Source organism: Paenibacillus sp. UMB4589-SE434 (assembly GCF_030226685.1).
GTDB lineage: Bacteria > Bacillota > Bacilli > Paenibacillales > Paenibacillaceae > Paenibacillus_B.
Genome location: NZ_JASOYK010000001.1, coordinates 1,756,391 through 1,777,091, shown reverse-complemented (window position 1 = coordinate 1,777,091; position 20,701 = coordinate 1,756,391). Strand labels below are relative to the sequence as shown.

Annotated in this window: 17 protein-coding genes, 1 pseudogene and 2 CRISPR repeat arrays (1 of these 20 only partly in view); all 18 genes and pseudogenes read left to right on the top strand. The window is 45.6% G+C overall.

Going from position 1 to position 20,701, the window contains the following annotated elements; translation table 11 throughout:
- Position 1 precedes the first annotated feature (1 nt).
- The 18 genes and pseudogenes from QP775_RS07245 (at position 2) to QP775_RS07160 (ending at position 20,200) form a co-directional block, all read left to right on the top strand.
- Complete coding sequence (locus QP775_RS07245) at positions 2-1,801, top strand: acyl-CoA dehydrogenase family protein (protein WP_285104800.1); 1,800 nt, start codon at positions 2-4, stop codon at positions 1,799-1,801.
- A 66-nt stretch (positions 1,802-1,867) separates the two neighbouring features.
- Positions 1,868-3,586 carry a long-chain-fatty-acid--CoA ligase gene (locus QP775_RS07240; protein WP_285104797.1) on the top strand — a complete coding sequence of 573 codons (1,719 nt, stop codon included), beginning with the start codon at positions 1,868-1,870 and terminating at the stop codon, positions 3,584-3,586.
- Positions 3,587-3,759: 173 nt separating this feature from the next.
- Positions 3,760-4,170: a PaaI family thioesterase gene (locus tag QP775_RS07235; protein ID WP_285104795.1), complete on the top strand. Its 411-nt coding sequence runs from the start codon at positions 3,760-3,762 to the stop codon at positions 4,168-4,170.
- A gap of 111 nt (positions 4,171-4,281) precedes the next feature.
- On the top strand, positions 4,282-4,836 hold the full coding sequence (locus QP775_RS07230; protein WP_239328193.1) for a cysteine hydrolase family protein: 555 nt from the start codon (positions 4,282-4,284) through the stop codon (positions 4,834-4,836).
- 44 nt (positions 4,837-4,880) lie between these two features.
- Complete coding sequence (locus QP775_RS07225) at positions 4,881-6,386, top strand: nicotinate phosphoribosyltransferase (protein WP_285104793.1); 1,506 nt, start codon at positions 4,881-4,883, stop codon at positions 6,384-6,386.
- A 152-nt stretch (positions 6,387-6,538) separates the two neighbouring features.
- On the top strand, positions 6,539-7,507 hold the full coding sequence (locus QP775_RS07220) for a serine/threonine protein kinase (RefSeq protein ID WP_285104791.1): 969 nt from the start codon (positions 6,539-6,541) through the stop codon (positions 7,505-7,507).
- 509 nt (positions 7,508-8,016) lie between these two features.
- A CRISPR array of direct repeats spans positions 8,017-8,808; the repeat unit is 32 nt; unit sequence GTCGCACTCTATACGAGTGCGTGGATAGAAAC.
- Between the two features lie 131 nt (positions 8,809-8,939).
- On the top strand, positions 8,940-9,812 hold the full coding sequence (locus tag QP775_RS07215) for a hypothetical protein (RefSeq protein ID WP_285104789.1): 873 nt from the start codon (positions 8,940-8,942) through the stop codon (positions 9,810-9,812).
- A gap of 1 nt (position 9,813) precedes the next feature.
- Positions 9,814-10,152: a hypothetical protein gene (locus QP775_RS07210; RefSeq protein WP_285104787.1), complete on the top strand. Its 339-nt coding sequence runs from the start codon at positions 9,814-9,816 to the stop codon at positions 10,150-10,152.
- The gene (locus QP775_RS07205) at positions 10,153-10,449 is read left to right on the top strand and encodes a deaminase domain-containing protein (protein WP_285104785.1); all 297 of its coding nucleotides are present in this window, start codon (positions 10,153-10,155) and stop codon (positions 10,447-10,449) included.
- 93 nt (positions 10,450-10,542) lie between these two features.
- Positions 10,543-10,899 carry an Imm3 family immunity protein gene (locus tag QP775_RS07200; protein ID WP_285104783.1) on the top strand — a complete coding sequence of 119 codons (357 nt, stop codon included), beginning with the start codon at positions 10,543-10,545 and terminating at the stop codon, positions 10,897-10,899.
- A gap of 148 nt (positions 10,900-11,047) precedes the next feature.
- Positions 11,048-11,374: pseudogene (locus tag QP775_RS07195) on the top strand (IS4 family transposase); the annotation flags it as partial.
- Positions 11,375-12,254: 880 nt separating this feature from the next.
- A complete protein-coding gene (gene cmr1 / locus QP775_RS07190) occupies positions 12,255-13,844 on the top strand; it encodes a type III-B CRISPR module RAMP protein Cmr1 (protein WP_285104781.1) in 1,590 nt (529 codons plus the stop codon).
- Entirely contained in the window at positions 13,844-15,661 is a 1,818-nt protein-coding gene (gene cas10, locus QP775_RS07185) for a type III-B CRISPR-associated protein Cas10/Cmr2 (protein ID WP_285104779.1), read from the top strand. Before cmr1 ends, cas10 begins: the two co-directional genes overlap by 1 nt.
- On the top strand, positions 15,639-17,060 hold the full coding sequence (cmr3, locus tag QP775_RS07180) for a type III-B CRISPR module-associated protein Cmr3 (RefSeq protein ID WP_285104777.1): 1,422 nt from the start codon (positions 15,639-15,641) through the stop codon (positions 17,058-17,060). The genes cas10 and cmr3 overlap by 23 nt, the downstream gene beginning before the upstream one ends.
- A gap of 35 nt (positions 17,061-17,095) precedes the next feature.
- Positions 17,096-18,043, top strand: a complete 948-nt coding sequence (gene cmr4, locus QP775_RS07175) for a type III-B CRISPR module RAMP protein Cmr4 (RefSeq protein WP_285104775.1) — start codon at positions 17,096-17,098, stop codon at positions 18,041-18,043.
- Positions 18,043-18,426 carry a type III-B CRISPR module-associated protein Cmr5 gene (cmr5, locus tag QP775_RS07170; RefSeq protein WP_285104772.1) on the top strand — a complete coding sequence of 128 codons (384 nt, stop codon included), beginning with the start codon at positions 18,043-18,045 and terminating at the stop codon, positions 18,424-18,426. The genes cmr4 and cmr5 overlap by 1 nt, the downstream gene beginning before the upstream one ends.
- Positions 18,423-19,298 (top strand): type III-B CRISPR module RAMP protein Cmr6, encoded by an 876-nt coding sequence (cmr6, locus tag QP775_RS07165; RefSeq protein WP_285104770.1) that lies wholly within the window; start codon positions 18,423-18,425, stop codon positions 19,296-19,298. The genes cmr5 and cmr6 overlap by 4 nt, the downstream gene beginning before the upstream one ends.
- Positions 19,295-20,200, top strand: a complete 906-nt coding sequence (locus QP775_RS07160) for a DUF6602 domain-containing protein (protein ID WP_285104769.1) — start codon at positions 19,295-19,297, stop codon at positions 20,198-20,200. Before cmr6 ends, QP775_RS07160 begins: the two co-directional genes overlap by 4 nt.
- 189 nt (positions 20,201-20,389) lie before the next feature.
- A CRISPR array of direct repeats spans positions 20,390-20,701; the repeat unit is 32 nt; unit sequence GTCGCACTCTATACGAGTGCGTGGATAGAAAC (it continues 459 nt past the right edge of the window).

The following is a 20,701-nucleotide window of genomic DNA, read 5'->3' as shown; positions in this document are numbered from 1 at the left end:
AATGGACGCAAAACATGTAGTCTCAAAACCGGTAGGCGGCGGTTTTTTGTTGTATGAATCTTTACCGGATCAAATCGTTACCCCTGAAGACTTTACAGAAGAACAGCGCATGTTTGCGGACACTACTCAAGCATTTTTGGAAGGGGATGTGCTTCCAAATGATGAGCAGTTGGAGAAGCTGGATTATGAACTGACAGTTAAGCTGATGCGCAAGGCGGGTGAATTGGGCTTGCTGGCAGCAGATGTGCCGGAGGCTTACGGTGGTTTAGGCCTTGACAAAGTCAGCTCTACGATTATAAATGAGACGCTGGCGCAATCCTCCTCATTTGCCCTATCGATCGGCGCGCATGTTGGCATCGGAACGTTGCCAATCGTATTTTTTGGCTCGGAGGCGCAGAAGCAGAAGTATTTGCCTGAGCTGGCATCAGGCGCCAAGATCGCCGCATACTGCCTTACAGAGCCTGCATCCGGATCTGATGCGCTTGGCGCACGCACGACGGCTAAGCTGTCTGATGACGGCAAGCACTACGTGCTGAATGGGTCAAAGATCTATATTACGAATGCAGGCTTTGCAGATTTGTTTATTGTGTATGCCAAAGTGGACGGCACCAAATTTACGGCCTTTATTGTGGAACGTTCGCTTCCTGGTTTTACGATTGGTCCTGAGGAGAAAAAGATGGGTATTAAAGGTTCTTCCACGTGCCCGCTATATTTTGACAACATGCCTGTCCCGGTTGAGAATGTGCTTGGCGAGATCGGCAAAGGTCATTTAATCGCCTTTAACATTTTAAATATCGGCAGATTTAAGTTGGGAGCAGGTTGCCTGGGGGCAGCAAAGGAGGCGATTCGGTTGGCGTCTTCGTACGCCAATGTACGGACACAGTTCGGAAAGCCCATCAGCCACTTTACGCTTATCCGTCAGAAGTTGGCGGATATGAACGCCATTACTTATGTACTGGAAAGTATGGTCTATCGTACTTCTGGCTACATCGATGGCATGCTGAGCGATATGAATCATCAAAGTGCTGAAGCTGGCAAAGCATCCGCCAAGGCGATTGCAGAATATGCGCTTGAGTGTTCCATCAATAAAATATTTGCTAGCGAGGCGCTCCAATTCGTGGCAGATGAAGCGGTGCAGATTCACGGCGGTTATGGGTATACGCAGGAATACAAGGTCGAACGAATCTATCGGGACGCACGTATCAACCGTATATTTGAGGGGACCAATGAAATCAATCGCTTACTCATACCCGGTACACTGCTCAAAAAAGCGATGAAAGGAGAGCTTCCGCTCATTGAACGATTAGAGTCGCTGCAGCAGGAGTTGCTTGCCCCTCTCCCGCCAGCATCTCCGTTTCATGACTCATTGTCTGAGCAGAGCGAGTTGTTGTCCCGGTTAAAAACGATATTTTTATTTGTCGGAGGAAGCGCTGTTCAGAAATTTGGTCAGGGTATAGATGAGGAACAGGAAGTACTGGCGCACTTATCAGATATGATTATATCGATTTATGCCGCTGAGAGTGCACTGCTGCGAGCTGCGAAGTTGGCTGAACGCTACGGGCAAGAGAAGTCCGCACTGGCTGCTGCAATGACGTTAATCTACCTGCGCGATAGTATTGCTGCCACAGATATTAGCGCGAAAGAACTTCTGGCATATATATCAACGGGGGATACGTTAAAGACACAGCTCTCAATCTTAAAAAAATTAGTTCGCACCCAATCGTCTTCCTTGACCCCATTAAAGAGAACCATTGCCAGCCAAGTAGTTGCGCAAGAAGGTTATGTCACTGTCGCTACGTAGCCCATCACGTCTGTCAGCAGGGAATGACTATGGCCGCTCATCCGCGGCAGGAAGGAGTGGATAGTCATGTTGGGGGATCAACCATGGCTCGTCCATTATCCCGCAGAAGTCGCATCAACCTTCGACTATCCGAAGCACAATGTGGGGAGGCTGCTGATCGATGCAGCCTCTGCCTTTCCCACACACACAGCAGTGGAGTTTATGGGAGGGAAACTAACGTATCAGGAACTACTGGATGGTGCTTACCGTTTTGCAGATGGACTGCACAGCTTAGGTATCAAGCCTGGCGAGCGTGTCGCCATCATGCTGCCCAATTGTCCGCAGGTGATTATAGCCTATTTTGGCACATTGCTTTATGGAGGCATTGCCGTAATGACGAACCCGCTCTATATGGAGGGGGAACTGACACAACAATTGTCAGACTCAGGCGCAGTAGTCATTGTTACACTTGATTTGCTTTTCAAGCGTGTCCTCCGAGTCAAGCCGCATACGCAAGTACAGCATATTATAGTGGCTTCTATAGCTGAATATTTACCGTTTCCTAAAAACTGGATATATCCGATAAAAGCAAAAAAAGATGGTCAAGATTTGCATGTACCGGACCTTCCGTCTGTTTATAAATTTAAAGCTTGGCTGAAACGATGTCATCCTCATCAGGTATGCAAAGAGGTGGATGCCGAGCGTGATGTAGCAATCCTACAATATACGGGGGGGACAACGGGCATCGCTAAAGGTGTCATGTTAACCCATTACAATTTGATCGCAAATACGATCCAGACAGCAAACTGGTTCTATCAAGCCAGAAGAGGAAAAGAAGTATTTCTAGCGGCGCTGCCCTGTTTTCATGTATTTGGCTTGACAGTGCTGTTAAATCAAGCGGTACATTTGGCAGGACAAATTGTACTGCTGCCGCGATTTGATCCGAAGCAAGTGCTTGCGGTAATCGAAAAGAAACAAGTGTCCATTTTTCCAGGTGCTCCTACGATGTATATTGCCATTAACCATCACCCTGAGGTGAAATCATATAATATTAGCTCTATACGTGCATGTGTAAGCGGTTCAGCGCCGCTGCCGCAAGAAGTGCAGGAGCAGTTTGAGGCGTTAACTGGAGGCAGACTGATTGAAGGTTATGGTTTAACCGAGGCTTCACCCGTAACCCATGCCAACAACGTGTGGGATTACCGGAAGCTGGGCTCAATCGGGATACCATTTCCAGATACGGAAGCAAGAATCGTGAATGCCGAAACGGGTGAACAACTGGCTGTTGGAGAAATTGGTGAGCTTATCGTCCGCGGTCCGCAAGTGATGGTTGGGTATTGGCAGCGGCAAGCAGAGACGGCGGCGGTACTTCGTGATGGCTGGCTGTACACAGGAGATATGGGGAAAATGGATGCAGAGGGCTTCTTTTATATCGTAGACCGGAAAAAAGATATGATTAACGCGAGTGGGTTCAAAGTATATCCACGTGATGTGGAAGAAGTGTTATTTGAACACCCAGACATCAAAGAAGCCGTCGTGATTGGTGTTCCCGATGCTTACAGGGGGGAAACAGTGAAAGCCTACGTTATTCTCAAGGATGGCTCGGATGTGACGGCTGAGCAAATTATAGCGTGGTGCAGAGGACATCTTGCAGCTTTTAAAGTACCGCGGCTTGTTGAATTTCGGACAGAGCTGCCAAAGACGATGGTCGGTAAAGTGCTGCGGCGCAAACTGCTTGAAGAGGTCGCACAAGAACAGATCGAGCAGGCACTGGCAGATGAAAAAGTGGTTGATAAGACGGAATAGCTTGATTGGACGTGTTGGAATGGGGTAATGTAGAATTAGGTACCGTTTTACTCAGAAGTAATGTAGATACAATCATAGGTTGTGACTAAGCCGGTCGTTATGGCAACGGCCGGTTTATATGCAGCTTTATGGGCGAAAGCCTAACCCTTAACGCATACAAGTGAGGTGTCAGCATGGGGTACACTCAGGATGATTTAAAGGCGATGGAAAAGCAGGCACAGGCTACATTTTGGGGTCACTTGGGATGCGAAATAGTCAGTCTGACGGATGAAGAAGCGATCGTACGGATAGCGATAAAACCTCATCATTTAAATATGATGGGAATCGTTCACGGCGGGGTTACGTCCTCCCTGATTGACAATGCGATGGGCTTGATTACAAATGCAGTGCGTCCAGATACGCCGATGGTCACTAGTAATTTAAATTTACATTTTGTAGCGCCCCTAACGGGAGAAGTGCTTGAGGCGCGGGCCCATATTATACACGAAACGACCCGCTCGCTTACATGTTATGCAACGGTAACCGATGAATTTGGCCAGGTTGGCTCGATTGGGACAGGAACATTTCGGGCCAAGCGGAAATAGAACCAAAAATGGTTTTACATATTGGGAAGTTGACTTTTCGGTTTAATTTGTCATAATGACGTTAATCTGCAGCATTTGAACTGACTAAGACATATAGAAGGAGCACATGCCATGAAAGCACTTATTGTTATTGACTACACGGTTGACTTTGTAAATGGCAAGCTGCCATGCGGCGATCCAGCCATAGCGATTGAGAACAGGGTGGCTGCACTTGTGGAACAATTTGTTCAGCATGGGGATGAAGTCGTCATGGCGGTGGACGTTCATGATGAACATGACCCTTATCATCCTGAAACGAAGCTGTTTCCACCGCACAATATTCGAGGAACTTCAGGCAGAGATTTATATGGTAAAGTGATGAATGTGTACGAGACATCTAAGGACCAAATCTATTGGATGGATAAGACACGTTACAGCGCATTTTGCGGTACGGATCTGGATCTCCGGCTTCGTGCGCGAGGTGTATCAGAAGTGCATCTCATTGGGGTATGCACTGACATTTGCGTGCTTCACACGGCAGTAGAAGCCTATAACTTAGGCTACAAGATCGTCGTGCACGAAGACGCTGTAGCGACTTTTAACGGACAAGCCCATGAGTGGGCGCTTCAGCATTTCCGCAACTCACTCGGAGCGTTGATTGTGAGTCAAGGCGTAACAACGGTATAATCCATCATATCGATGTTCATCTAGAAGAAAAGAGGATTACAATCATGAATACATCAATGGCCTTACATACGGACAAATATCAAATTAATATGATGTACGCACATTGGAAAAACGGCACGCATAACCAACGGACTGTGTTTGAGGCATTCTTTCGCAAGATGCCGTTCGGCAATGGCTACGCTGTATTTGCCGGTCTGGAGCGTATCATTGAATATATGGAGAATCTCAGTTTTACGGCAGATGATATTGACTACTTAAGCTTACAAGAAGAGCAGTATGACGCAGACTTCTTGGAGGAGTTGCGTGCATTTCGTTTTACTGGTCAGTTGGATGCTGTTAAGGAAGGTACGCTCGTATTTGCGAATGAACCGCTTATCCGCGTAGAAGGAAGAGTGTTCGAGACACAGCTCATCGAGACAGCTTTGCTTAATTTTATGAACTTCCAGACATTGATTGCCACCAAAGCATCACGAATCAAGCAAGTCGCAAAAGACGACATTTTGATGGAATTTGGAACTCGGCGCGCCCAAGAAGCAGATGCCTCATTATGGGGAGCACGTGCCGCTTATATTGCAGGATTCCATGCAACTTCCAATATGCTGGCGGGCAAACGGTTCGGCATTCCGACCAAAGGCACACATGCGCATGCGTGGGTGCAAAGTTTCACGAATGAGCTGGACGCGTTTGAAAAATTTGCAGAAGCGCTGCCAAATCAGGTCACTTTATTGGTGGATACGTACGATACGCTGCACAGCGGTATTCCGAATGCGATTCGTGTCGCACAAGAGCTGGAGCGGAAGGGCAAACGCTTACTTGGCATTCGTCTCGATAGCGGGGATTTGGCCTATTTATCCATTGAAGCACGTAAGATGCTGGATGCAGCTGGCTTAACAGATGTCCAGATCGTCGCTTCCAATGATCTGGATGAGAACACCATTTCCGATTTGAAGATGCAGGGTGCCAAGATTAATAGCTGGGGAGTAGGGACACAACTGATCACGGCTTCTGACCAACCAGCGCTTGGTGGTGTGTACAAGCTGGTGGAGAGAGAGATTGATGGTAAGATGGAGCCTACAATTAAGATCTCCGCTAATCCAGAGAAGGTGTCTTACCCTGGCAAGAAGGACGTATACCGTATTATTCATCCGAAAAAGAAAAAGGCGATTGCCGATTACATTTGCTTGGCAACAGAAGACGATGTGGAGCGTCAAGCAAGGCTCAAGCTGTTTGATCCGCTTCATCCTTATATGCACAAGCATGTAGATCATTACTTGTCAGAGCGGTTGCTGCAGCCGATCTATCAACAAGGCAAGCTTGTATATGATCGTCCATCGCTGGCGGAGATCCGCACCTACCATGAGAAGCAATTAAAGCGATTCTGGCCCGAATATTTGAGGAAAACCAACCCGGAGCCTTATCATGTCGATTTTAGCATAGAGGCTTGGAATTTAAAGCGTGATTTGATTGAAGAACACGTTCAGGAGAAAGCGCAGTGGCGGGCTGAGCGTCAAGATCATGATACAGAAGAAGTGCATGACGACGATTTGTGAATGTCGACATATGAATAGAACAAATAGCATTTATTTCGCATCCACAGTATAACACGTTTAAGTGCCGAGGTTGTGACTAGTGCAGCAAGCAGGTCTGTGATCGATAAGCGGTTTGTGACAAAAAGTAAAGCAGAGCAAGCGGGGGATCAGACATGAAGGTTGATAAGGAAATGTGTTTAGGCAGAAACACTTGTCTGAACCAGACTTATCAAATAAGGAAAGTCATTTCAAGAAGTCATCTGTCAATCGTATATGCTGCTCGGCATAACGAGAGCAAGCTTACTTATGTGATCAAGGAATTTTTCCCAGACGCTTTGGCAAAAAGGGAGATTGATCGTCGTTCTGTGAAGTGCAGGCAGTCCGCAGCCTTTACGCAATTTGAGTCATTAAAACGTTCGTTTGATCAAGAAGCGGCATTGTTAAGTGAACTTGAACATCCCAATATCGTGCAGCTTATTGACCATTTTGAAGAGAACGGCACTAGCTACGTGGTAACGGAATTTTGCCGTGGTGTAACGATGGATCAGTATTGTGGATCAGATGGCAGCAGGTTAAACTCTGAATTTCTGTCCAGTACCATGTTATCGATAATCGACGCGTTAGCGTACATTCATAAGCAGGGTATTATTCATCGCGACTTAAAACCTGATAATGTGGTCATAGGAGAGGATGGGCAAGCCAAACTTATCGATTTTGGCTCTGCTGTACGTATACAATGCGCGGATGCGGGAAAGCCAGAACATGCTATCTTTACATCAACCGGTTATTCACCGCTTGAGCTGTATTCGGAGAGAGCTCAACAAGACAGTCTCGTTGATATTTATAGTCTGGCGGCAACCCTATATTTTTGTCTTAGCGGCGCAGCCCCTACAGATGTTAAGAAACGACTGTTTGACGATAGCCTCGAGTCCGTTCGAACTAGAAATCGGATTGTGAGTCCAGTGCTGTCAAGTGTCATCCAATGGGGACTGGTTGTCAAGACGAATAAGAGGTGTCCCTCGCTGCACTGGTTCAAAAAAGCGGTGTACCTTGAGGGGCTCATATGGAAAGGCAAAGCACGCTGGCTGCCGTCTAAGGTTGGCAGGAATGTTAATTCCAGTGCTAAGTCTGATCGACAGTGACAATCATATAAAGAGGGTTTATCGCAAGGAGTTTCTGGCTCTATTCCGAACCTAGAACGGATAGATGAGTACTCGACTTAATGGTTTTATATCGAAGCTCAATTTCTGGTTTACCATCCTCAACTGTAATGGACATTTTGTCATTATAGTTGAGGATTTCTTTGTGTGTAGAACGCTATGTTTTTTGCGCTTGCGAGGTATCCACACCAAGAGCCAGAAATGTGCTTGTGATGTGTTGTGGGGACGTAAAAGAAAATAAGCCCTGCACTTGCCACTTTATATTCCATAAGCGATACTAAACATAAGTGGCTTGGCTAGTTTTACTCGAACAAGTAACTTTGGTGCGAACCCCAGGTGCACATGAAATCCCCGGGAGATCCACACCTCTTGCTGCACAAGGGATTCCGGCATTTTGTCAGTTGATTGTCAGTGAAGTTTGCCTTGTATTTTGGAGACCCGCACTTTTGGGGCTGGGAGCCCTAGTGGGACAAGGGCTTTTTGTACCCGCAGTCGCACTCTATACGAGTGCGTGGATAGAAACTGCGTCATACGTACTGCTCCCATTGGCTTGATGTTTAGTCGCACTCTATACGAGTGCGTGGATAGAAACTCATATGAGCTTCGTATAGACGGAGGCGATATGGATATTGTCGCACTCTATACGAGTGCGTGGATAGAAACAATGTATCTTTAACTTTACGCAGTACAACAGCATTTGCGTCGCACTCTATACGAGTGCGTGGATAGAAACATCTTTTGTAGTTAGCAGTCCAGCTCTAAGAGTAGTCGCACTCTATACGAGTGCGTGGATAGAAACATAGTAATCTTTTAATTCTGACTCTCCTGAATGAGTCGCACTCTATACGAGTGCGTGGATAGAAACACCCCGATGGCTATCGATATTGCCGTCAAAGTAGCACCCGTCGCACTCTATACGAGTGCGTGGATAGAAACAACTGAGCTCCACTAACACCAGCCGTACCACCATCAGAGTCGCACTCTATACGAGTGCGTGGATAGAAACTGTGCAACATCATCCTGCGTAGCCCATATGAGAGAGTCGCACTCTATACGAGTGCGTGGATAGAAACAGTGTCATTCCAAGTAAATCCGCCTGAATGTCAAACGGGTCGCACTCTATACGAGTGCGTGGATAGAAACACAACATGCACACTTAATTCTTCCATAAGTTTCATTTAGTCGCACTCTATACGAGTGCGTGGATAGAAACAACACATGATATACACAGATGAAATCTTTTGTCTGGGTGTCGCACTCTATACGAGTACGTGGATAGACGTACACTTACACGACCAAGATTGAGCTGACGTGAGAACAAAAAAGCATAAGTAGAACGTTTAAAGGAAATTAAAGGTAGTACACAGCTTAAAAGTAAAACCGGATATATCTACTATTGTGGTGAAGGTATAGGTTGACTAGAGAGGTAGATCAGGGTGGGTCGGAAAGAAATCGTTTTGAGATGACCCACAGGAGGGGTGACATGTCCTCAAAAGAAGTGATATTTAAGTCGGATCAGATCCGACAGCTGCAAAACAAGCTGCTTGAGCTGAGCGAAGAGACCAACCTGCTGCGGCAGCGCCTCAATGGCCAGGCTAACTCGTGGAGCACTGAGCTGCCGATTTGGGGCTCAGTCCATCAGGCCCAGCGGGAGATCAACCGGCTGACCGAGGATGCGGAGAAGCTAGCCGAGGTGGTTCGCAAGGCGGTGCAGGGTGTGGAGAAGGTGCAGCAGGAGAACCAGCGCGGGGCTGAAAAATGGGCACAGCAGGCGATGAATCTCACCCATTTGCTCGGGAAGTACCAGCAGCAGGCCGTAAATAGTTATGTGCAGGTCGTGGGCAGCATGGGCAAAGCGGCAAACCATCTCGTGGAGCGTATCGCCCAAATGTTCCGCCAAGACGAGTTAAGCCATGACCCTACGGTAAAGCAGTTGCAGCAGCTCCTGCGCACACAAGGGCTGCCGGACGGGCTCCGTATCCAGAGCGAGCAGAAGTTGCAGGCGATCTTTGATGCGCGTAACCTGATCGCGAAGTCACAGGTTGCGTATGAGGTGTACAAGCGCTACGGCAATAAGAAGCTGATGGAGCAGGCGCATAAGCAGGCTAAGGCGAGCCGAAAACTGCTGAAGGCGATGGGGATTCAGCATCAGCAGTTTGAAGGCGGCAAAGAAGGCATATACCGACTTTGTAGAAGGCTCGGAAACAGAGCGAATAGAGATGATGGGTCCACTAATACACGACTTTACCCCATTGGGGAGAGTCTTCAAACTTTCGAAGGTCGCTAAAGTGACCAAATCCGTAGGTGGATTAGGGAAGAAGTTTAAAACGATAGTGTCAGATACGGATATCCGCTCGATGCTTGAGAAGCTGAGAGAACGGGTTAATCTCAACATTCCGTCTACTCGGAGTCCTGCTTTTGCAGGAAATTCGATAAGTGGGCCTAATGAGGTTCATCCGCCAGTGAACCGGATTGATCAAGGGGAGGCTTCTAAGGGTACTGGAAAAGTGTATCCAACGAGACAAATAGATTCAGTAGCAGAAGCGCATATAATTGATAGAGTGAAGGAACTGAGAGGGAATTTGACTAGTGGATATAAAAAGTCTGGGAACTTTGCTCTAGCATAAGTGAATGTTAATGGTATTGATAAATCAGAGTTTTTTGCTCAAAGTAGCATAGATGAGCTTACAGATAGTATAAAGGAAAGAGTGCCTAATATTTCTTTGCAACCCCAAAATCCTATGTTTAATGCAATAGAAGCACCAGACAAAAAAGGAAGTATGTATTTAAGGGATTCTGATACAGAGTATAAAATATTAAATGATATTGCTTCTCATCTTGGAAACAATACTGAGGCGACAGGAAGAATTAAGTTATTTACAGAACTAGATACGTGCGATAGTTGTAACCAAGTAATGGCATAATTTTCAAAAAAATATAAAAATCTTGAACTAGAAGTAATACATAATAACGGAGAAAGACTAAAACCCAACTAATAAGTAATGGAGAGATTTTTAATGGAAGACTGGACATACAACGAGTTGTTTGAAACAATTCAAGAGGTATATAAAGAGTTTTTATCTCAAAATAGAGGACATAGACATGCAATAGCAAGAATAGTAGATGATTTCAATAACTTAGGTAAAATAGAGGATATTATTGTAGATGTTGCTATAGGAGAGATTTTAATCACTTATGATAAAGTTTTCGTTGGTTACGTTGAGGGTTTAACAAAGAGTTTAAGTATGTTTAACCCAAAAGAAGCAGAAGACGAACTAACATTAGAAGAAATAAAAGACTTATCGAGACGAATAAATAAAGTAATAGAAGGACTAAAAAATGCAGAGGTTGATTATAATCCTTCAGCAGAGTAGTGATATTTATAAAGGATTGGTAACATCGGTTGATTATGTGAGAAATAGAAGGCTCATGATTGTTGTACCATCATAGAGTATTATGTGCAATGATAGAATACAAAACGAGATACGAGCTTTGGCGAGATACCATTTTACTGGGCAATGAGGTCTCTCAGCGCTGGCTGTCTTTCAATTACTATTCTCGCTTATTTTATGGAAATAATTGGTTTTTACTGTTGGAGAGCAGCCGCGGCGCTTCGTTGCCAGGCAAAGATGTGGTCTACCGTTTCTTGAATCATCCGGGCTTTGCATGGCGAGCTTTTCTTCATTCGCTCAGCCTGACACGGTGGTTCGACAGTCTACTTCACTTACCTCAGCCAAGCGTGTAAAAGTATTCATCATTGAAGACTCCACCATGCAGCGCAATCGCAGTAAAAAGGCAGAACTGCTTGCCAGAGTATTCGACCATACAACAGGCCGATTTACCGGAGGATGCGAGCGCTGTTATGGGGACGTAGAGGAAAATAAGTCCTGCACTTGTCACTTTGCATTCCTTAGGCGATACTAAACAGAAGTGGTGAGAGTTATTGTTGCTTGATACGAGGGTTTGGTGCGGACCCCAGGTGCACATGAAATCCCTGGGAGATCCGCACCTCTTGCTGCACAAGGGATTTCGGCATTTTGTCAGTTGATTGTCAGTGAAGTTTGATTTATATTTTAGAGACCCGCACTTTTGGGGCTGAGAGCCCTAGTGGGACAAGGGCTTTTTATACCCGCAGTCGCACTTTATACGAGTGCGTGGATAGAAACCTAACATCAAGATAATATTTGGTAAAAACTATAAGCGGTCGCACTTTATACGAGTGCGTGGATAGAAACATTAACATATACGTTTTTAAATCCCAATCATAATGTCGCACTCTACACGAGCGCATAAATTGCAACTTCAAATGGCTACTGCAAGCAACAATGAGGGATCACATCTTATCAACATGAATTCCCTTTTTAAAGGAATCAAATTAACCCTGTTATTTACAAACATAGGTCGTATCCTTTAACGGAAGCGGCCTATTTTGCTTTGGAAATGTCTGTCTGAGAGCGGGAAATGATAAAAAAATCCTAAATAGAATCAAGATGATGCTTTTGCAAATTGGGAATTAATGATCTATTTTGTCGTTATATTTAAATTTAACTTTAATGGTTTAATTTTGATTAAATAGAAATATTAATTTGTTATTTGAATATATGATCTGATATGATAGGTATAGTGAATAGTTCAAAAGACTTACATTCTAGTACGTTCATTGCCTTATTTTTTTCGATTCAGGTCGATTTATGACTGATCCCATAATGTCCATGAAGAGGTGAAACTAATGTCAGAGCAACAATCAGCTCCTATTATTCGCCTGACAGAGGTACAGGCTAGAATCGGTAAGATTCAACAGTCGTATGCTAGTATTCCGAATAAAGAGTGTAATGATTGTAAAGAGTGCGAAAAGTGCAAAAATATACGTGCACAGGAGTATCAGGTTGAACTGATTACGCCGATGTTTGGTGATACGAGTCTGATAGAACATCAGAAAGAGGTCGTGCCTGTCCGTAGTGCGGCAATCCGCGGTCATTTACGTTTTTGGTGGAGGGCTACTCGCGGGGCTGCGTATTCGAGTGTTTATGATTTGCGTGAGCGCGAAGTGGCTATCTTTGGTGATACAACTACGCCTAGCCGTGTGAAAATAAGTATAGAAATGGACGATAAGGCGGAGAAGTTGGATGCAATATCTGCCAAGAGATTACTTCCGTATGTATTATTCCCTTTAAGGGAGACTGATACACCTTCATCATCGCAGCTTCTCCAGCCGTTCTCATTCCGCTTGTACATTCAATATTCCCTACCACGTAACTCTCATGAATTAACCATAGTACAATTAAAAGAAGAAGTAGAAGCGGCGTTATCTGCCTGGATCCATTTTGGTGGGCTAGGGGGCCGAACGAGACGTGGCTGTGGCAGTCTATACTGTAAGGAATTTTCGATAAAGCGTATGGGCAATGGCCATGTACAGCTACAAAATTGGTATTCGGCTTGGATGACCAAACATAAGCTGCAACTACTGCCACGAGGAGAATATCGGCAATGGCCAACTTTATGTAATGAAATTTATAGCCAAGTTCCGAGCGCAACACACGTCAAGGAACCGAAAATAGTATGGAAAGACATTATTTTGGTTTATCAGCTTTTCCGTCAACAGCGTAACAAATGGAAACAAGATGATTCTGAAACCTGTAAATTCGCACGCTCGTTATGGCCAGAGGCTGATTCGATTCGTCAAATTACAGGTATGGCGGTGGAGAAACATAGTAAAATTTGTCCTGGAGATAAAATAAGAGGCAGGTACGCGTTTCCACGAGCGCAATTAGGATTGCCAATTATATTTAAGTTTAAGTCAGAAGATTGTAAAGCGAAATATCCTTTACGCGAACCGTACAACACAGAGCTTGCACCAGTAGGCAAGACACGTTTGGCGTCACCTCTTATTTTAAAACCTATTGCAATAGATAATAAAAAAGCTGTTGGTGCCATAATACTGTTGAATCATAAACCATTAACTGCACTCAAGCTTGAAACAAGAGAGAAGTATGCTCTCCATGAGGTGGAAAACAAGCTGGAACATACCTCTATATCACATCACCATATTTATCCCAACTTAACGTATTCCAGAAGTCCGATGAAAGCGGAAAATGAAACGTCTACTACATGCGCTATTGCTGCCTTCCTTTCAAGTGTTTTCATTAAAAATTGGATGGATGGTAAACAGAACAATCATGAGATGCGTACCTATAATTCATCTCCCTCTAATAAGCAAGGCAGAACACCATCACCCTACCAACACAATAATCAGCAGCAAAATCGTTCTATGAAACCGAATTCGCACCATAGAAGCAACAAGTCGAAAGGAGAACGTTGATGGAACAGTTGACAAAACGGTATATCATCCAGTGCACGATTGGACCTGTACAGCAATTTATTGCGCAGGCGAGAAAGACACGGGACCTTTGGTTTGGATCGTATTTGTTGTCTGAATTGGCACGTGAAGCAGCGCTTACGTTGCATAACTTAAACAGCGAGCTGATATTTCCTGCTGCTGCTCAGTTGGAGGATGACGTGCAGAGTACGGCTACCAAGGTAGGCCACATTTCCAATAAAGTAGTAGCTGTTATTCATACAAACGATCCGCGTGAGGTTGCACTTACTGTTCGCAAAGCTGTTAATGATAAATGGCGGAACTATGCTCATCAAGTACGGGAAAAGCTAGATGGCAGCGTTCATGAGGAAATGTGGCAGCGCCAAGTAAAGGATCTGCTTGAGTTCTACGCGGTTTGGACGGCATATCCTGAAGGTGCTGATTACAGTGTTGTACGTAAGCGTACAGAGGAATTGATGGCTGCTCGCAAAACGTTAAGAGACTTTCGTGCGAATGAGCCTATTCGGATATTCGGAGATGAGTTATCTACACTGGACAGTAGAAGAGAATCTGTACTTCATCAGGAAAAGTATGCTCAGGTTGCACGTTATGGAATCAAGTCAAACGAAACACTGGATGCCATCTCGCTTGTGAAGCGAATGTCGCGTTACGTCATGCAAGAGCGAGAATTCAAGTCGGTTTGTGACGTTGCATTTGAACCGTATCAGCCCCTTCTTTCTACACCAAAATGGAAAGATGCACTTCATGAATACGGCACCGTATTAAACCAGTGGTCGAATGAACTTGATTTGAGCATGATGCAGCACAAGGGCTGGGATAGTCATTTATTTTATGACAATCGGATTGCGGAGTGGGTGGATGAGAATCTTACAAAGCAAGTCGCGGCAAGCCAAAAGGAACACATAACGGCTAGTATACGACAAGGATTGGAACAATTTTATACGAGGGTGAAGCTGCGGCCGCCTTCCTATTATGCCTTTCTTATGTGTGATGGAGACCGTATAGGGAGACGCTTGAGCAGCTTGCGTACGATTGAAGAGCATCAGCACTTTAGTGAGAGTCTTTCCCATTTTGCCAAACAGGTCGAACATATCGTGCGAAAGCATCAAGGGCAACTTGTATATAGTGGCGGGGATGACGTTATGGCTTATTTGCCAATGACATCCTGCTTAGAAGCGGTAGCGGATTTGCAGCAGGTGTTCCAGCATACGTTGGCACAAGCTTTTCCGCAAAGCCTGGATACAGGAGATTTGCCCACTAGCTCGGTGGGGATTGCAATAGTACATATGATCGAGCCGCTGGGGGAAGCACGTCGTCTTGCACTCGCAGCAGAGAAACAGTCCAAGCAGAATCGGAACGCATTGACGATTCATTTCCAGAAGCGAAGTGGTGGAGATCAGTTGCAATTCACCGATTCATTTGTACACGACCCGATTGCGGGTTTGAAAAAGATGCAGGATTTATACGAACAGGGTATGTTTTCAGCCCGTTTTGCCTACGAATTGAGATCACTTTATCTGGAGTATGAAGCAATGCTGGCGCAAAGCCACGATCAATCGATTTATGGGGGACAGCTTGATCTACTATTACGACAAGAAGTTCTGAGGCTGGCGCGTAAAAAAAGGGCTTCAGGCTGGGACACGGAACAGGTGGAGTCGGCATTAGAGCCATTACTAGCACGCATTCAGGGTGAGAATAAAGAAGCGTTAGAACAGCTCCGCCAATTTGCAGAGCAGTTTATTATGGCCATTACATGGATGAAAGAGGGTAGCGTAGTTGAAGAAGACGTTGCGTATTGAGCCGCTTGATCCTTTGTTAATACGAGACGGACGTCCATTTAACAGGACGCCTGGAGTAGTGGCGCGAAGTACATCTACCATTGCACCAAGCGTAGTGGCTGGAACATTGCGGACCGCGATGTATAAACATATACAGTCATCTTGTTCGCCATCCGTTTCTAAGGACCAAATCGAGTGTATTCGAAAATCGATTACAAAATCCGTAGTGCGTGGACCGCTGCACAGCATGTATGGTGAAGTATATTATCCATTTCCACAGGATGTGGATGTATCAGAAGTAGATGGGGAAATTAAGGTTCATTTTAGACGGCCACGGACTCACCTGAATGAGGATGAGGGCTTTCTCGGCACGGATACGAATAGTCGTTATACAGGTCAGCTGTTGCCCGTACTGCATGCAGCCACTGATAAACCTTGGCCTAAGAAACCAGCTTTTGTCTCCGCATCATGGATGACCCGTTGGTTGGCAGATGAGTTAACGGAGAGCGATTGGGAAACCGCTTTACAGGAATGGAGCGCAGTCTGTAAGGATCGCTCTACAGCGCTTGAGACTTGGAATCAAGTATTAGCTAATGAGCGTCCAATGCAGATGACATCTTCCACTCACCATCATCAACAGATATCGGCTCCTTATTTTATGGCAGCGTTCGAGCATGAACTGCGGACGCACACGGCGATAGATGAACAGACATATGGTGCAAAGGACGAGCATTTATTTGGCACCGAGATGCTAGTATTACCAGAGGGATTAAGCGTGCTGGCGGAGTGCGATTTGTCAAACGTTAGACAGGAATGGCCAGAAGGTTCATTGGCGACGATTCATTCGATGGGGGGAAAGAAACGACTGGTTCATATCCAGGAGTCGTTATCTACACAAGTCTGGAATTGCCCTGCGGAGCTGAGTGAAAAAATGGCAGAAAATTCGGCAGATAGACAATGTGACAGAACGGAGCAATTGGGGAACGGAGAGGGAGACCCAGACCCAAGCGCTATACGCTTGGAGCGCGACGCGTGTTATGTTCGTATGGTTTTGGCTACGCCCGCTTATTTTGCGAAAGGCTGGTTGCCCAGATGGGTGAATACGGAAACGTTGCTGACCGAAAGGGCGGGTTGGCTCGAAAATATTTCATTGAAACTAGTATGGGCTTGCCTATCAGACTGGCAACCTGTATCGGGATGGAGTTATACGGAGAACAAGAGTAAGGCGTTACGTCGGATGGTGCCAGCAGGCAGTGTCTATTTCTTTAAGGTGATGGAAGGTGAGCCATCGGATTTGCTTAAGCATGACTGGCTGCGATCAGTATCGGATGCCAACCGTCGCAAAGGGGCATTTGATAAAGAGGATGGTTTTGGGCTTGCCATGTGGGGATTGTGGCGTCCGAATTGTGCAGAAAAGTAATCACACCATTTTATGAAATCATTGGAGGTTTGGACATGAGCGAGACGTGCAATTTGTATTTTATTCATTGCCTTACACCTTTACATATCGGAGCGGGCGAAGGCGCAGGAATTATTGATATGCCTATTATAAGAGAAAAATTAACAGGATGGCCCTTCGTGCCTGGTTCCAGTGTAAAAGGGGTCCAGCGTGATTATTTTCGCCATCACTCATTTGGGCAAGCAGATCAAGAATGGTTGGAAACTTTATTTGGGAGCGATCTGCAACAAAGCAAGGAAGCAGCGGATACTGTGGCTGGGGCGATCGCGCTGTCAGATGCGCGTATGCTTGCTTTTCCGGTTGCCAGCAGCGTCGGAACTTTTGCATATGTCAGCTGTCCGCTTGCTATAAAGCGACTGTTACGGGATATGGGGGCGGCTAACCTGTCGCTACTGCCCGAACTTGACTGGGCGAACATCGTATCTGTACTTGAAAAAGAGGATCGTGCGCTAGTCGGCTTTAAGGATGCGGTTATCCTCCATCATAACCCCCGTCAAGCAGCGCAAGTTACCGTCGAACTGGACGAGTTTCAATGCAAGGCAGAAGTTGACGCTGCTTTAGGGTTGTGGGTGGATCAACTGGCAGCTTATCTTTTTGTAGATGAATTTTCAAAACAGATGTTTAGAGAACGCTTTGTGCTGCTTCCTGATGAGGCGTTTCAATATATGGTGAGGAACTGTTGTGAGATTATACCACGTATACGTCTTCAAGAAGAGACGAAAACAACTGTACGTGGAGCGCTCTGGAGTGAGGAATACATACCTGCGGAAGCTGTATTGTATGGATTAACCTGGTGTGATCATACAGGGACCTCACAGCAGGCTAGAGCATCACGCCAATTTGTAGAACGCTTGTCCCAAGCGGAGCAGGTGGTGCAGATGGGTGCAAATGCTAGCGTGGGGAAAGGAAGAGTCCGTTTCCGCGTTGTGGGAGGTGGCGAATAATGAAATCAGTGCAGCACGATTATGCAACAACTGCGCTACGTCATATCCATACGATCCAAGCAAAATGTAGTGCAGCCGATCGCCAGCAGTACGGCAGCTTATGTCATCGTTTTCCGGCTATGGTGCAATTAAACGGTTTGCGTCTAACGGTAGCTTTTTTATCTATTCAAAAAGGGATGAGAGGAACCTTCTTAGACCATATCAATGAAGCGATCCAGGATTTCACCCTCAAGCCTGCTAGTTTTCCAGCTACTATGCAGGAATATCGTGTACTGACGCACAAAGTGCTTGAGGCTTCTGTCTGGTACAAGCGGTATGCAGAAGCGGTGTTGGGGATTAGCCCTGAGGACGTGTTGGATGAGCAGACGGAGGCGGGACTATGAACGCCTATTTGAACTTGACTAAGCATTTAGCCAGCAAGCCGAAATCTGAGCTGGAACAGACGGTAGAAAACTCTGCATCCCGGCAAACATTTTATACGCATTATTTAAAGGCTTATTACTCCAGTTGGCTGAACAAGGATGGACAAAAAACGTTACAGCATAAATGGTATGATACTTTTTTTGAGTTGCATTATAGTCGATTATCTCAAATGGTGGGTGAATCTCTTTCTAATCGAATCCTAAGAGGGCGGTCTCCGCTTGTGACCGGTCAGGGACAGCCATCAGTGCTAGAGACGCATTTAACGTTACATCCGACTTATGGAATTCCGTATATTTCGGGGACAGCTTTAAAAGGAATTTCAGCTCATTATTGTCATCGATATTTGGGTGAAGAAGATGAACACTTCCGTGTGGGTGGTGCTTACTATGAGCGTTTATACGGTACAGCTGGACAGATGGGAAGTATTTGTTACCATGATGCGTGGGTGACCCCTGCTACAGTCTCGAAAGCACTTTCTCTGGATGTGTTAACTCCACATCATCAGGATTATAACCAAATTGTGCTACGCCCTGCTGCTGGCTTGGCGTGTGTGGATTCGGCAGAACGGAATCTATTGCTTCAATCTCGTCGCGAGGCAGAGAAAGTAGCACCGCATGATGATGATACCCCTGTGCCCGTTCATTTTCTTAATGTCCAAGCGGACTTTAAGCTTTTGCTCACTAGCTCTATGAAAGGTGCTGAAGGGATTGAGTGGCTGCAAATTGCTGCCGAAATACTAGCTGCTGCGGTACAGCACGAGGGTGTTGGTGGAAAAACGAATGCGGGATATGGAAGAATGGTACTCGAGGTATGTGAGGAGGGAATGGCATGAGTCAGCAGAAAACAGGGCCAAATCACGGCGTGCTGATTAAGTTAGTAGACAATTACAAGCAGATGGAACGTAATATTGTAGGCGAGTTAAACTTTAGAGTGCAGCATGATTTAACTATGGGAAGCTTTCGAGAAGATGTCTGGAAAGTGATGTTTGAACAGATGATTCCACGTAAATTCTCTATCGAACAGTCTGTCTTTATCATTGATTCTGAGGGACAGGTTTCGAATGAGGTTGATCTAGCAATATTTGATGAACAGTATACCCCTTATATTTTTCGATATGGCCGGATGAAATATATTCCCATTGAAGCGGTGGCTGTGGTTGTTCAGTGTAAAAGTACCAATGTGGATGAAGAGAATCTCAAGACATGGACCGACAGTATTGATAAGCTAAACACCGTTTCCAAGTCCATAGTCCGCATGGCCTCGGAAGTGGTATGTACAGGGTTTGAAGCAAAACTGCAGGTACTTGAAAGTCAGACCAGTTCAAAAACAGGCAGGCTATCGACACAGACGGCCACACGACCTATTAAAATATTGTGCAGCACAAAGTCAGCTGGTACTAAAGTTAAGGGGTTATTTGATATCCTTATTCACCCTCAAGGGGAACAGCTGCGAATCGTATTACCTAATGAAGCTAAAAGTTTAGATTGGTGGTATGAGCAATTAAATCATTATGGCGCAGCAGATAAAGGTATATCCATTAAAAAGGCTGACGAAGCATTAACTGGGGTTAAACTTTCTGATTATCGTGTTGCTGTACCAGAGGATTGTCGCAGTGAGGTGTCTCTTTTATCCTTAACGTTTCAACTCAACCAACTGCTTATGCTGATAAACAATCCGATTTTGTTCCCACATTTGGCTTATGTGAATTTGTTTCAGGGTGCCATTCAGGAGTAGAGACGAATTGGGGAGGTGATGGTGCGAACCCCAGGTGCACATGAAATCCCTGGGGGATCCGCACCTCTTGCTACACAAGGGATTCCGGCATTTTGTCAGTTGATTGTCAGTTAAGTTTGCCTTGTATTTTGGAGATCCGCACTTTTGGGGCTGGGAGCCTTAGTGGGACAAGGACTTTTTGTACCCGCTGTCGCACTCTATACGAGTGCGTGGATAGAAACATCTCCGATGGCTTGTAGTGCCGTTTTGTCTATCTGGTCGCACTCTATACGAGTGCGTGGATAGAAACATGCGGCTATTTCCCGCAGTATTCCAGTCGCGGGTCGCACTCTATACGAGTGCGTGGATAGAAACAATCAAGTACCGATCCTTAAGGCCGGGACTCCAAACCAGTCGCACTCTATACGAGTGCGTGGATAGAAACGCAACTGCAAGTTCTAAATATGTTAGCCCTGTATCCGTCGCACTCTATACGAGTGCGTGGATAGAAACAGATGCTGG

Coding starts and splice junctions, on each gene's coding strand:
- QP775_RS07245 (WP_285104800.1), top strand. CDS start 2: ATGGACGCAAAACATGTAGTCTCAAAACCGGTAGGCGGCGGTTTTTTG.
- QP775_RS07240 (WP_285104797.1), top strand. CDS start 1,868: ATGTTGGGGGATCAACCATGGCTCGTCCATTATCCCGCAGAAGTCGCA.
- QP775_RS07235 (WP_285104795.1), top strand. CDS start 3,760: ATGGGGTACACTCAGGATGATTTAAAGGCGATGGAAAAGCAGGCACAG.
- QP775_RS07230 (WP_239328193.1), top strand. CDS start 4,282: ATGAAAGCACTTATTGTTATTGACTACACGGTTGACTTTGTAAATGGC.
- QP775_RS07225 (WP_285104793.1), top strand. CDS start 4,881: ATGAATACATCAATGGCCTTACATACGGACAAATATCAAATTAATATG.
- QP775_RS07220 (WP_285104791.1), top strand. CDS start 6,539: ATGAAGGTTGATAAGGAAATGTGTTTAGGCAGAAACACTTGTCTGAAC.
- QP775_RS07200 (WP_285104783.1), top strand. CDS start 10,543: ATGGAAGACTGGACATACAACGAGTTGTTTGAAACAATTCAAGAGGTA.
- cmr1 (WP_285104781.1), top strand. CDS start 12,255: ATGTCAGAGCAACAATCAGCTCCTATTATTCGCCTGACAGAGGTACAG.
- cas10 (WP_285104779.1), top strand. CDS start 13,844: ATGGAACAGTTGACAAAACGGTATATCATCCAGTGCACGATTGGACCT.
- cmr4 (WP_285104775.1), top strand. CDS start 17,096: ATGAGCGAGACGTGCAATTTGTATTTTATTCATTGCCTTACACCTTTA.
- cmr5 (WP_285104772.1), top strand. CDS start 18,043: ATGAAATCAGTGCAGCACGATTATGCAACAACTGCGCTACGTCATATC.
- cmr6 (WP_285104770.1), top strand. CDS start 18,423: ATGAACGCCTATTTGAACTTGACTAAGCATTTAGCCAGCAAGCCGAAA.
- QP775_RS07160 (WP_285104769.1), top strand. CDS start 19,295: ATGAGTCAGCAGAAAACAGGGCCAAATCACGGCGTGCTGATTAAGTTA.